General features: G+C 72.2%; 12 protein-coding genes. 2 read left to right on the top strand and 10 right to left on the bottom strand.

What is annotated here, in order from left to right:
• Positions 1 to 43: 43 nt before the first annotated feature.
• From OB08_RS07640 to lepA, 7 genes are all read right to left on the bottom strand, one after another.
• On the bottom strand, positions 44 to 391 hold the full coding sequence (locus OB08_RS07640) for an HIT domain-containing protein (protein WP_461473756.1): 348 nt from the start codon (positions 389 to 391) through the stop codon (positions 44 to 46).
• Between the two features lie 71 nt (positions 392 to 462).
• Complete coding sequence (locus tag OB08_RS07635; protein WP_461473754.1) at positions 463 to 1,197, bottom strand: 16S rRNA (uracil(1498)-N(3))-methyltransferase; 735 nt, start codon at positions 1,195 to 1,197, stop codon at positions 463 to 465.
• Between the two features lie 3 nt (positions 1,198 to 1,200).
• Positions 1,201 to 2,316, bottom strand: a complete 1,116-nt coding sequence (dnaJ, locus tag OB08_RS07630; protein WP_461473752.1) for a molecular chaperone DnaJ — start codon at positions 2,314 to 2,316, stop codon at positions 1,201 to 1,203.
• A 54-nt stretch (positions 2,317 to 2,370) separates the two neighbouring features.
• A complete protein-coding gene (gene hrcA / locus OB08_RS07625) occupies positions 2,371 to 3,411 on the bottom strand; it encodes a heat-inducible transcriptional repressor HrcA (protein ID WP_461473750.1) in 1,041 nt (346 codons plus the stop codon).
• 108 nt (positions 3,412 to 3,519) lie between these two features.
• The gene (gene hemW, locus OB08_RS07620) at positions 3,520 to 4,737 is read right to left on the bottom strand and encodes a radical SAM family heme chaperone HemW (protein ID WP_461473748.1); all 1,218 of its coding nucleotides are present in this window, start codon (positions 4,735 to 4,737) and stop codon (positions 3,520 to 3,522) included.
• Between the two features lie 7 nt (positions 4,738 to 4,744).
• On the bottom strand, positions 4,745 to 5,395 hold the full coding sequence (locus OB08_RS07615; protein ID WP_461473746.1) for a DUF1990 family protein: 651 nt from the start codon (positions 5,393 to 5,395) through the stop codon (positions 4,745 to 4,747).
• Positions 5,396 to 5,405: 10 nt separating this feature from the next.
• On the bottom strand, positions 5,406 to 7,256 hold the full coding sequence (lepA, locus tag OB08_RS07610) for a translation elongation factor 4 (RefSeq protein ID WP_461473744.1): 1,851 nt from the start codon (positions 7,254 to 7,256) through the stop codon (positions 5,406 to 5,408).
• A gap of 111 nt (positions 7,257 to 7,367) precedes the next feature.
• Between lepA and OB08_RS07605 the strand changes: the two genes are divergently transcribed.
• The gene (locus OB08_RS07605) at positions 7,368 to 8,087 is read left to right on the top strand and encodes an alpha/beta fold hydrolase (protein WP_461473742.1); all 720 of its coding nucleotides are present in this window, start codon (positions 7,368 to 7,370) and stop codon (positions 8,085 to 8,087) included.
• Between the two features lie 112 nt (positions 8,088 to 8,199).
• Entirely contained in the window at positions 8,200 to 8,460 is a 261-nt protein-coding gene (rpsT, locus tag OB08_RS07600) for a 30S ribosomal protein S20 (RefSeq protein WP_461473740.1), read from the top strand.
• Positions 8,461 to 8,549: 89 nt separating this feature from the next.
• Here rpsT and holA read toward each other — a convergent pair whose 3' ends face one another.
• The 3 genes from holA to OB08_RS07585 are packed head-to-tail and all read right to left on the bottom strand — an operon-like array spanning position 8,550 to position 12,558.
• A complete protein-coding gene (holA, locus tag OB08_RS07595) occupies positions 8,550 to 9,587 on the bottom strand; it encodes a DNA polymerase III subunit delta (protein WP_461473738.1) in 1,038 nt (345 codons plus the stop codon).
• A gap of 27 nt (positions 9,588 to 9,614) precedes the next feature.
• Complete coding sequence (locus OB08_RS07590; protein WP_461473736.1) at positions 9,615 to 11,951, bottom strand: ComEC/Rec2 family competence protein; 2,337 nt, start codon at positions 11,949 to 11,951, stop codon at positions 9,615 to 9,617.
• Between the two features lie 4 nt (positions 11,952 to 11,955).
• A complete protein-coding gene (locus OB08_RS07585; RefSeq protein ID WP_461473734.1) occupies positions 11,956 to 12,558 on the bottom strand; it encodes a ComEA family DNA-binding protein in 603 nt (200 codons plus the stop codon).
• Between the last annotated feature and the right edge of the window lie 2 nt (positions 12,559 to 12,560).

Genomic DNA, 12,560 nt, shown 5'->3' with positions numbered 1-12,560 from the left:
GTCGGCGTAGACGCGGTCGATCGTGGGTTCGGAATCGGATGGGTCAGGCACCAATGCTCGCTTCCTCGAGTCCTCCGGCGAGCACATGGGCGTGCACGTGGAAGACGGTCTGGCCCGCGTTCGGGCCGGTGTTGAAGATCAGACGGAAATCGCCGTCGGCGTGCTCGGCGGCGAGGCTGTTCGCGAGTCCCACCAGCTCGGCGAGCAGGTCGGGGTCGCCTGCGGCGAGCTCGACGACGTTGCGGTACTCCTCCGACTTGGGGATGACCAGCAGGTGCACGGGCGCCTTGGGCGCGATGTCGCGGATGGCGAAGGCGTTCTCGGTCTCGGCGATGATCTCGGACGGGATCTCTCCGTTGCGGATGCGCGTGAAGATCGACGGATCGCTCATCCCGCAAGTCTACCGACGGGTGTCGCGGCGGGGCGGGTCGCACTGCGAGCCGGGCGAGAGAGGAGAACGGCTCACCACCGGCCGAGGGCGGCGCTCACGACCGCGAGAGCGGCGGGCCCGGCCGTCGAGGTGCGCAGCACGCTGTCTCCGAGCCGCACGAGGGTCGCCCCGGCCCCCTCCAGCGCGGACAGCTCGTCATCGGCGATGCCGCCCTCCGGTCCGACGACCAGCAGGACATCACGCTCTTCGCCGTCGAGGACGACGCCCGTCAGCCGCGCGGCCCCGCGGGGCTCGAGCACGAGGGTGCGGGATGCCGCGGCCCGTTGCACGAGCTGCCGGGTCGAGGCGAGCGGCCTGACGTCGGGGATCCAGGCACGGTGAGCCTGCTTCGCCGCCTCGCGGACGATCGTCGCCCATCGGGCGCGGCCCTTCTCCGCCTTCGCCGCGTCCCACCGCGACACGCTGCGCGCGGCCTGCCACGGCACGATCTCGTCGATCCCGAGCTCTGTCGCCGCCTGCACGGCCAGCTCGTCGCGGTCGCCCTTCGCCAGCGCCTGCACAAGGACGACGCGCGGGCGCGGGGCTGCGGCATCCGTCCTCGACTCGACGCGCACGACCACTTCGCGCGGAGCGACCGACTCGCAGCGGCCCGTCAGCCACGCCCCGCGGCCGTCGCCCACGGTGACCTCCTCGTCCACGCGGACGCGGCGCACCGACGCGGCGTGATGCGCTTCGGCACCCGTGAGCACGACGACGTCACCGGCGGCGGCGGTGGTCGCCTCGTCGAGCACGAAGTGCAGCGCCACCGGTCAGCCCCGGAACCGGTCGCGGAGCTTCGCGAAGAGACCCTGGTGGAACTCGGCCAGACGCGGCGCCGGCGCCTTCGTGCGCTTGGCGAAGTCCTCGATGAGCGCCCGCTCCTTGCCGTCGAGGCGCGTGGGCGTGACCACGTGCACTCCGACCCGGAGGTCGCCGCGCTGAGTCCCGCGCAGCGGCGTGATGCCGCGGCCCTTGATCGTGAGCACGTCGCCGCCCTGCACGCCCGGGCGGATCTCGAGCTCGACGGGACCGTCGAGCGACTGGATGGTCGTGTTCGTGCCGAGGATCGCGTCGGGCATCGAGACCTCGAGCGTAGCGAGCAGGTCGTCGCCGTCACGGCTGAAGACCTCGTGCGGGGCGACGGTCACCTCGATGTAGAGGTCGCCGTTGGGGCCGCCCGCCTGGCCGACCTCGCCCGAGCCGGGCAGCTGCAGCCGCAGTCCGGTCTCGACGCCCGCGGGGATGTCGAGGGAGACGGTCCGGCGTGCACGCACGCGACCCTGCCCCTGGCACGTGCCGCAGGGGTAGGGGATGGTCGTGCCGTAGCCCTGGCACACGTTGCAGGGCTGGTTCGTGAGCACGTTGCCCAGGAGGCTCCGCACCTGGCGCTGGATGTGACCCGTGCCGTGGCAGATGTCGCACGTGACCGGCGACGTGCCGGGCTGGCAGCACGAGCCCTGGCAGGTGTCGCACAGCACGGCGGTGTCGACCTCGATGTCGCGGTGGACGCCGAACACGACGTCGCCGAGCTCGAGCGAGACGCGTACCAGCGCGTCCTGGCCGCGCTCGCGGCGGGACCGTGGGCGGCCCCCACGCGCGCCTCCGCCTCCGGCGGCGCCGAAGAAGGTCTCGAAGATGTCATTGAAGCCGCCGAAGCCCGAGGCGCCGCCGAACGCGCCGTCGCCACCGCCCATGTCGTAGCGGGCGCGCTGATCGGGATCGCTCAGCACGTCGTACGCGTGCGTCACGAGCTTGAAGCGCTCGGAGGCCTCTTCGCCGGGGTTCACGTCGGGGTGGAGCTCCCGCGCGAGACGCCGGTACGCCTTCTTGATCTCGTCGAGGGATGCGTCCCGGGAGACACCGAGGACCTCGTAGTGGTCAGCCACATTCGCCTTCCTGCCCGCGGGATGCGCGGGATCGTTCGTGTGTGCGCGGCCGCGTCAGCGGCTGCTCTCGTCTTCTTCGAGCATCCGCGTCAGATAGCGGGCGACGGCTCTCACCGCCGCGAGGTTCGTGGGGTAGTCCATGCGGGTCGGGCCCATGACTCCGACGCGCGCGCGGGAGCCGGTCGCGTCGTAGTCGCTCGCGACGATGGAGGCCTCGGCGAGGCCGAACGGCTCGTTCTCGCGGCCGATGCTGGCGGCGAGGCCCTTCTCGTCGGCGACCATCTCGCCCATGAGGCGCAGGATCGTGACCTGCTCCTCGATCGCCTCGAGGAGGGGGTAGATGCTGCCGCGGAAGTCGGCCTCGCGCCGTGCGAGGGTGGCACTTCCGGCCATCACGAGGCGGTCCTGCCGGAACTCGTCGAGCTCTTCGGCGACCACCCGCACGATCTCGGCGGTCGCCGCCTGGTGCGGGGCCGTCATGACCGCGGCGCTGTCGAGGCGGTCGGCGATGCGCGTGAGGCCGTCGCGGACGGAGCGGCCGACGAGCAGCGTGCCGAGCTCGGCGCGGATGCGGGCGAGATCGGCCTCGTCGAAGTCGTCGCGCACGAACGCCATGCGCTGCGACACCCGCCCGGTGTCGGTGACCACGATCACCAGCATCCGGCCCCCGCCGAGCTGGACGAGCTCGACGTGCGTGACGTTCGCGCGGGCGAACGAGGGATACTGCACGATGGCGACCTGGCCGGTGAGCTGGGTGAGAGCGCGGACGGTGCGTGCCAGCACGTCGTCGAGGTCACCGGGTCCTTCGAGGAACGACGAGATCGCGGTGCGCTGGGCCGTGCTGAGCGGGCGCACGTCCGCGAGGTGATCGACGAAGACGCGGTAGCCCTTGTCGGTCGGCACACGGCCGGACGAGGTGTGCGGGGCAGCGATGAGCTCCTCGTCCTCGAGCAGGGCCATGTCGTTGCGGATGGTCGCCGCGGACACCCCGAAGGCGTGACGCTCCACGATCGCCTTGCTGCCGACGGGCTCGCGCGTGTCGACGTAGTCCTCGACGATCGCGCGCAGCACCTGGAGCCCTCGCTCGCTGACCATCCCGCCTCCTCACGGCGCCTTTGGCACTCGCATGACTGGAGTGCCAATTCTATCGGATGCCTCGCGCCTCGGCCGGGAGCGCGGGGCGGCCGATCCGCGGCACCGCGCCTACTCGGTGAGCGCCCGCACCACGGCGTCGGCGAGGAGCCGTCCGCGCCGCGTGAGCACGATCGTCCCGTGCAGCGCGGACGGCCCGTCGACCAGGCCGTCGGCGATGAGCGCGGCCACGGCGCGGCGGCCTTCGCCGAGCAGCTCCGACACCGGGAGCCCCTCGCGGATCCGCGTGCGCAGGAGCACGTTCTCGAGCGAGCGCGCCTCGAGATCGGGCACCTCGCGTGCCGCCGCGGGCGACTCCCCCGCCGCGAGGCGCTGCGCGTACGCGGCGGGGTGCTTGACGTTCCAGAACCGCACGCCGCCCACGTGGCTGTGTGCGCCGGGGCCGAAGCCCCACCAGTCGGTGCCCTGCCAGTACGCGAGGTTGTGACGCGAGCGCTGGTCGTCGCTGCGCGCCCAGTTCGACACCTCATACCATTCGAACCCGGCCGCCGACAGCAGGTCGTCCGCCAGCTCGTACATGTCTGCCTGGAGATCGTCATCGGGGGCCGGAACCTCGCCACGACGGATCTGCCGGGCCAGCTTCGTGCCGTCCTCGATGATGAGCGCGTAGGCCGAGACGTGGTCGGGCGCGAGCTCGACGGCGGTTTCGAGCGAAGCCCGCCAGTCGGCGAGGGACTCCCCCGGCGCGCCGTAGATGAGGTCGACGCTGACGTCGAGTCCGGCTGCGCGCGCCGCGGCCACGGCGGTGCGGACGTTCGCCGGGTCGTGGGTGCGGTCGAGTGCGGCGAGGACGTGCGGCACCGCCGACTGCATGCCGATCGACAGACGCGTGACGCCGGATGCCGAGAGCTCGGCCGCCACCGCGTCGCTGACGGTGTCGGGGTTGGCCTCGACGGTGACCTCGGCACCCGGTTCGATGCCGAACGCGTCGCGCACGCCGTCGAGCATCCGCGCGAGGTCGCCCGGGGGCAGGAGGGTCGGCGTGCCACCGCCGAAGAAGACCGTCGACGCGGGTCGCAGCGGCCCGGTCCGCTCGAGGACTCCGCGAGCCAGCGCCACTTCGCGCAGCAGCGTATCGGCGTACTGGTCCTGGCGCGCGCCGCGCAGCTCGTCGGACGTGTAGGTGTTGAAGTCGCAGTAGCCGCACCGCACGCGGCAGAACGGCACGTGCAGGTAGACGCCGAAGGCGGTCGCGGCATCGATCGCCGTGCCGGCCGGGAACGCGCCGTCGGCAGGGACCGGCTCGCCCAGGGGAAGCGCGGAGCCCATCAGCGCCTCACGCGGGGGTCGTGTAGAGGGGCGAGATCGCCCGCAGATAGCGCGTGAAGAGCTCGCGCCGCCGGCGCTTGATCAGCCCGGGCAGCAGGCGGTAGAAGAACGACGACGGGGCGTCGAACGCCCGCACCGTGAACCACACCTCGTCGTTGTCGTACCAGTCGAGCATGAAGGACTCCTCGCCGCTGACGACGGAGTCGCTCACCGTTCCGAGCGCGAAGCCCACGCGCCGGGGCTCCTCGATCGCGAAGATCACGCGCAGCTCGGCGTCCGCCCGCAGGCCCTTCACCCGGCCGTCGACGCGGATCGTGGTGCCCGCGCCCACGTACGGCGTGCCGTCGGCGTCGTAGCGCAGATCGGACTCGGACCGGCTCGGGGCGATCGGGTGGCCTTCGGCGTCGAAGCTGACACCCGAGTACATCGGCCCGGCGGCGGGCCGCACGTCCTTGACGGTCAGACCGGCGCCTCGCTGGGCCGTCCACGACAGCAGCGCCTCGCTCGCGCCCTGGAAGCGCGCCTCGCCGCTGCCGATCCGCCAGGACTCCTCGGCGGGGATGCTCCGCTCCGGCGGGAAGTGCATGAGGTCGGCGGCCTGCGTGGCCCCGACCGCGGCGTAGTCGACCGTGTCGTCCCGGAAGTTCCCTCGACGCATGACTGCCAGCCTACTTCGCGGACTTTCCCTCGACGTCTCCCGAGAGCGCGGCGATGAACGCCTCCTGAGGGACCTCGACGCGGCCGACCATCTTCATGCGCTTCTTGCCCTCCTTCTGCTTCTCGAGCAGCTTGCGCTTACGGGTGATGTCGCCGCCATAGCACTTCGCGAGGACGTCCTTGCGCATGGCCCGGATGTTCTCGCGGGCGATGATGCGCGCGCCGATCGCGGCCTGGATGGGCACCTCGAACTGCTGGCGCGGGATGAGCTTGCGCAGGCGCTCGGTCATCATCGTGCCGTACGCGTAGGCCTTCTCGCGGTGCACGATCGAGCTGAACGCGTCGACTTTGTCGCCCTGGAGCAGGATGTCGACCTTCACGAGGTCGGCCTCCTGGCTGCCGGCCGGCTCGTAGTCGAGGCTGGCGTAGCCCTGTGTCCGGCTCTTGAGCTGGTCGAAGAAGTCGAACACGATCTCGCCGAGGGGCATGTTGTAGCGCAGCTCGACGCGCTCCTCGGAGAAGTACTCCATGCCGAGGAGCTGGCCGCGACGACCCTGGCAGAGCTCCATCACCGTGCCGACGAAATCCTTGGGCAGAAGGATCGCGGCCTTCACCATGGGCTCCGACACCGAGGCGACCCGTCCGTCGGGGTACTCGCTGGGGTTGGTGACGACGACCGTCTCGCCGGTATCGGTGAGGACTTCGTACACGACGCTCGGCGCGGTCGTGATGAGGTCGAGGTCGAACTCGCGCGAGAGACGTTCGGTGATGATCTCGAGGTGCAGCAGGCCGAGGAAGCCGCAGCGGAAGCCGAACCCGAGGGCCACCGAGGTCTCGGGCTCGTACTGCAGCGAGGCATCCGACAGCTTGAGCTTGTCGAGCGCCTCGCGCAGGTCGCCGTAATCGCTGCCGTCGATCGGGTAGATGCCCGAGAAGACCATGGGCTTCGGGTCGGTGTACCCCGGGAGGGCATCGGTCGCGGGCTTGCGGTGGGTCGTGATCGTGTCGCCGACCTTGGACTGCCGCACATCCTTCACGCCGGTGATGAGATAGCCGACCTCGCCGACGCCCAGCCCCATGGTCGGGACCGGCTCCGGGCTGGACACGCCGATCTCGAGGAGGTCGTGCGTGGCGGTCGTCGACATCATCTGGATGCGCTCACGCGGAGCGAGCTTGCCGTCGACCATGCGCACGTACGTGACGACGCCGCGGTACGAGTCGTAGACCGAGTCGAAGATCATCGCGCGGGCCGGGGCGTCGGCGTCGCCCTTCGGCGCCGGGATCTCGGCGACGAGCCGGTCGAGCAGCTCCTCGACGCCCTGACCCGTCTTGCCGCTCACGCGCAGCACGTCGTCGGGCGAGCCGCCGATGAGGTTGGCGAGCTCCTTCGCGAAGCGGTCGGGGTCGGCCGCGGGCAGGTCGATCTTGTTGAGGACCGGGATGATGTGCAGGTCGTTGTCGAGGGCGAGGTACAGGTTCGCGAGCGTCTGGGCCTCGATGCCCTGCGCGGCGTCGACGAGCAGGATCGCGCCTTCGCAGGCGGCGAGCGAGCGGCTGACCTCGTAGGTGAAGTCGACGTGGCCGGGCGTGTCGATCATGTTCAGGGCGAACGTGCCGTCGGCGGTCTGCCACGGCATGCGCACGGCCTGCGACTTGATGGTGATGCCGCGCTCGCGCTCGATGTCCATGCGGTCGAGGTACTGCGCGCGCATGTCGCGGTCGGAGACGACGCCGGTGATCTGCAGCATCCGATCGGCCAGCGTCGACTTGCCGTGGTCGATGTGGGCGATGATGCAGAAGTTGCGGATCAGCTCGGGCGGGGTCGCGGACGGCTCGAGTGGCTTCAGGGCGCGCGGTGACATATCCCGTCGATTCTACGGGTGAGGGATGCCTCCACCCTGCGCGAGTCCTGCATCTCGGGCGTGCGCGCGATGCGGCGCCCGCGACCGCGGGACGCCCGTTAGCCTGGGGCGATGGTCGTCCAGGTCGTGCTCGTGCACGGCATCCGGACGTCCGCGACCATGTGGCGGTCGCAGGTCGAGTACCTGCGCGAGCGGGGCAATCCGGTCGTCGCGGTCGACCTGCCGGGCCACGGATCGCGCATGGACGAGGAGTTCACGATCGACGCCGCGTTCGCGACGATCGACGAGGCGGTGACGGATGCCGCGACCCGCGGCCTCGTGCTGCTCGTGGGTCACTCGATGGGGGGTCTCCTCTGCGTCGAGTACGTCGGAGCCGAGGACCGGCCGCCTGTGGCCGGTCTCGTCGCCGCCTCGTGCACGGCGATCCCCCGCGGCGTCGGCCTCGCCGCGTACCGCATGCTCGCGCGGGGATTCGACTCGCTGCCCGACCGAGGAATGTGGCTGACCGACCGCATGCTCGACCGCATCCTGCCGCACGAGACACGGGCCGACTTCGGGGCCGGCGGCTACGCCCTGGATGCGCAGGACGTCGCACTCCGCAGCCTCTCGGTGCTGGACCTGCTGGCGGCGGTGGGCCGGATCGACGTGCCGCTCTGGTTCGTCAACGGGCAGTACGACCAGCTGCGCGTCAACGAGCGGCTGTTCACGCGACTCGCCCCGCACGCGGAGCTCGTCGTGGTGCCGCGCACGACCCATCACGTGACGGTGATGCGCCCCGAGGTCTTCAACGCGCTCCTGCACCTGGCGATCACGACGCTCGAGCAGACCTGATAGACTCGGTGATTGGTTTGCGTGCGGGGTCCCACCTCCGCACGACGCCGCGAGCGGCCCCTCTACCCGTAACGCGGCAACTCCCATCCATCAGACACGAAAGACACCTCACGTGGCGAACATCAAGTCGCAGATCAAGCGCAACAAGACCAACGAGAAGGCGCGCGAGCGCAACAAGGCCGTCAAGAGCGAGCTGAAGACCGAGGTGCGCCGCACCCGCGAGGCCATCGCCGCCGGCGACAAGGCCGCCGCCGAGAAGGCGCTGCAGAAGGCGTCGAAGAAGCTCGACAAGGCCGTCAGCAAGGGCGTCATCCACGAGAACCAGGCCGCGAACCGCAAGTCGTCCATCGCCAAGCAGGTCGCCGCGCTCTGATCCTCACCCGGATTCGATCGAAGGCCCGTCCCTCCGGGGGCGGGCCTTCGGCGTTCCTCCCCCGTTCTTCCTGCGGGCCATGAGGCCGGTCAGGCGCCGTACGGGGCTCGTGTCGCGATCACGGTGATGAGGCGCTCGAGCGCGAAGACCGAGTCGCGCGATCCGCCCTTCACCTCGGCATCCGCCCGCGCCGCCGCCTGGATGGCGGCGCCGAGCGATGCCTCGTTCCACCCCGTGAGGTCGCGCCGCGCCCGGTCGACCTGCCAGTCCTTGAGGCCGATACGCCCGGCCAGCGCCGCAGCGGGCTCGCGGCTGCCCGCGACGCGCGCCATCGTGCGCAGCTTGAGGGCGATCGCCGCCACGAGGGGAACGGGGTCGGCTCCGGACGCCAGCGCGTGGCGGAGCGCGATCAGCGCATCGCCGTAGCGTCCGGCGATCGCCGTGTCGGCGACGGTGAACGCCGAGGTCTCGACACGGCCGCCGTAGTAGCGCTCGACGACCTGCTCGGAGATGTCGCCGGGCACGTCGGCGATCAGCTGCTGGCACGCGGCGGCGAGCTCGGTGACGTCGTCGGCGAACGCCGACACGAGCGCGCGCAGGGCCGGCGCGGCGATGCGCTTCCTGGCGGTGCTGAACTCGCCCGCGGCGAAGTCGTAGCGGTCGGAGTCGCGCTTGATCGCGGGGCACGGGATCTCGACGCCCTTGCCCTCACCGGCGCGGATCGCGTCGAGGAGCTTCTTGCCGCGCACGCTCGCGCCCGTGTGCCGGAGGATGACGGTCGCGCCCTCCTGCGGGGCCGCCAGGTACGAGACGGCCTCGGACAGGAAGGCGTCGGAGCACTTCTCCACGCCGGTGACGCGCACGAGACGGGGCTCGCCGAACAGGGACGGCGAGGTGACCGCGAGGAGTGTGCCGGCGGCGTAATCGTCTGCCCGCAGGTCGGACACCTCGAGGCTCGGGTCTTCGGCGCGCAGATAGTCGCGCACTCCGGCGATCGCTCGCTCGGCGCACACGTCTTCGGGACCCGAGACGAGCACGATGGGCGCCGGCTGCGGGGAGCGCCACGACAGCTGGGGAATCGCGCTGCGCGCGGCCTTCGCGGGGGCGCGTCGCGCGGTCGGTGCCATGCCACCAGCCTACCGAGCACCCCCGACTCACCCGCCCCGCTCGCGCCAGACGCGCACACCGTCCGGGCCCGTCCACAGCGCGATCACGCCCTCGGCGTCGGTGCGGGCGACCCGCGCGCCCGCTCCGGTCAGCACATCGAGGATCTCGGCGCGGGGATGCCCGTAGTCGTTGTCGGCGCCGACCGTCACCAGGGCCACCGCGGGTCGCGCCGCCCGGTACAGCTCGTGGTCTTGATCGGCGCTGCCGTGATGCGCGACCTTGACGAGCGCGTAGGGCGGGGCGAGCGCGCCGGAGGCGAGCAGCGCGGCCTGCGGCGATGCGGAGAGGTCCCCGAGCATGAGCGTGGGCGGGATTCCGCCCCCGCGCACGTCGAGCGACACGCTGGCGTCGTTTCCGGGAGGGAAGGCCGCGGAGTCCGCCTGCGGCCACACGACGCGCCACCGGGCTTCTCCGAGATCGCCGCCGAGCCCCGCGGAGGCCGCCATGATCTCGGCCCCCGCGCGTTCGAGGGCGTCGAGCGTGTAGGCGCCGTCCGCGTCCGGCGGCCCGTGCAGCACGACGCCGACGCGGCCGATCACGACCTCGACCCCTCCGACATGGTCGAGGTCGAAATGGGTGAGGACGAGCATATCGATCCGATCGACCCCGACCCTGTCGAGACACCGACGCAGCGCCTCGGGCTCCGGTCCGGTGTCGACGAGCGCCACCGCTCCTGCCGAGCGCAACAGCACCGCGTCGCCCTGACCGACGTCGCAGGCGAGGACGCTCCACTGCGTCGGCATCGTCCACCGCCCGACCGTCGAGCCGAGGAGCGCACCGCCCGCGCCCACCCCGACCACGACCGCTACCACGACCCCTGAGGTCACCACTGCCAGCCGCGCCGCGCGCGTCGATCGCCGGAGCGCCACGAGCATCCCGACGGCGGCGCCCACGACACCGAGTGCCGCCGCCCCCGGCCACCCCGCGATCCACGGCGTCAGGTCACCCGGCAGGCCGCTCACGGTGCCGGCGGTCGCGGCGATCCATGACGCGGGCACCCAGGCGACGGCGGCGAGACCCTCCTGCAGCCACGGCACCGGTGCGGCGAGGCACGCGGACAAACCCACGACGGTGGCCGCCGGCGCCGCCGGCGCGGCGAGGAGATTGGCGATGACGCCGTATACGGGCACCTGCGGGTCGATGAGGATGAGGAGCGGCCCGCAGGCGAGCTGCGCCGCGAGCGGCACCGCCAGCGCCAGCGCGAGCGGCCGGGGCAGCCACCGCTCCAGTCCCCGCGCCAGAGGCCGGGCGAACAGGAGCAGCGACGCCGTCGCCACGACGGACAGGGCGAACCCCAGCGACCCGGAGAGCCACGGGTCGGCGATGAGCAGCGCGGTCACCGCCAGCGAAAGGATCGACATGCCTGCGCCGGGCCGCCCGAGGAGCACGGCGACCATCGCGACGGCCGCCATCACCCCGGCGCGGACGACGCTCGGCTCGGGGGTCACGAGCATCACGAACCCCGAGAGCGCGGCCGCCCCGATCGCCACGCGCGCACTGCGCGGCGCTCCGGCGCCGGCGGCCGCGACGAATGCCAGTCCGACCACCAGCGCGCAGTTCGCCCCCGACACGGCCGTGAGGTGCGACAGCGAGGACTCCTTCATGGCCTCGTCGAGTTCGGCCGACACCGCGGAGGTGTCGCCCACGGCGAGCCCCGGCACCAGGCCCGCGCCTTCGCCGGGCAGATCGGCGACGGCGGTCACCAGCCCTTGCCGCAGCGCCGCCGTCACGGCCGCCGCGCCGGCCGGGCCGCGGATGACCTCGAGCCCGCGCGAGCCGCGCACCTCGAGAGCCGCGCGCTCCCCCGCCCGCCCCTCGGCCGCCGTCCCGCTGACCACGACGAGCGCCCCGACATCGAGCAGTGCCCGCTGGTCGACGTCTTCCGGCGCGACATGCACGACCACCTCGACGTGCACCGCATGCGACTGCGCTCCGACGTTGATGCGGCTCGCGACGGCGTCGAACGCGAGCCCTCCGCCCGCCCGTCGCTCCACCTTGCCGGTGACCGTCGCCTCGACGGTCACGGCGCGTCCGCCGGTGAGCGACAGATCGTGCAGACCCGCGCGCGCCGGGGCGGACAGCGCGACGTGGGATGCCGCGACTCCCGCCGCGCAGAGGGCGAAGACCACGACCACCATCGGCAGCCTCAGCCGCGGGGCCGCAGTGGGAGGCCGGCGGAGCGCCCACGCCACGGTGCCCATCGCAGCCGCTCCGCACCCCGCGGCGAGGAGCGGTGCGACCTCGGGCTGGAGGACGGAGACCATCGCCGCCGTCCACGCGGCGACCGCGACCGGCACGAGCCGGAGGATCAGGCGCAGCGGCACGGGGTCACACCGTGACGAGCTCGCGCAGCGAGTCGAGCATCTTGTCGCCGATCCCCGGCACCGCGAGGAGATCCTCGACCGAGGTGAAGCGTCCGTTCGCGTCGCGCCAGTCGAGGATCCGTTGCGCCATGGCCGGTCCGATGCGCGGCAGCGTGTCGAGGGCGGCGAGGTCGGCGGTATTGAGGTTGATCCGGCCGTCGGTCTCGGGCGCGGGCCCCGCGTCCCCGGCCGCGGCCTCGTCCTGCGCCGGGACGTGGAGCTGCTCGCCGTCGGAGACCGGACGTGCGAGGTTGACCGCCGCGGGGTCGGCCGTGTCGGCGAAGCCGCCCGCGGCAGCCACCGCGTCCACCACCCTCGCCCCGGTGTCGAGCACGTACAGCCCCGGCGCGTTCACGGCGCCCGAGACGTGCACGAACACCGCGGCCGGGGTCGCGGCATCCGTCGCCTGCCGTTCGTCGACCACCACGTGCTCGACCGGCGCGGAGGCGCCGCGCACGATGCCGATGCCGACCGTCACCGCGAGGGCGACGATCACCACGACGATCGCGGCGCCGAGCCCCAGTCGTCTGCCGGCCGAGGGCGGCGCGGCGGTCGGGGCGTCGGTCACCC

Source organism: Microbacterium sp. HJ5 (assembly GCF_054824025.1).
This window is presented reverse-complemented; position numbering and strand designations above follow the sequence as displayed.

Coding starts and splice junctions, on each gene's coding strand:
- OB08_RS07615 (WP_461473746.1), bottom strand. CDS start 5,395: ATGCGTCGAGGGAACTTCCGGGACGACACGGTCGACTACGCCGCGGTC.
- hrcA (WP_461473750.1), bottom strand. CDS start 3,411: ATGGTCAGCGAGCGAGGGCTCCAGGTGCTGCGCGCGATCGTCGAGGAC.
- holA (WP_461473738.1), bottom strand. CDS start 9,587: ATGGCACCGACCGCGCGACGCGCCCCCGCGAAGGCCGCGCGCAGCGCG.
- OB08_RS07605 (WP_461473742.1), top strand. CDS start 7,368: ATGGTCGTCCAGGTCGTGCTCGTGCACGGCATCCGGACGTCCGCGACC.
- lepA (WP_461473744.1), bottom strand. CDS start 7,256: ATGTCACCGCGCGCCCTGAAGCCACTCGAGCCGTCCGCGACCCCGCCC.
- hemW (WP_461473748.1), bottom strand. CDS start 4,737: ATGGGCTCCGCGCTTCCCCTGGGCGAGCCGGTCCCTGCCGACGGCGCG.
- OB08_RS07640 (WP_461473756.1), bottom strand. CDS start 391: ATGAGCGATCCGTCGATCTTCACGCGCATCCGCAACGGAGAGATCCCG.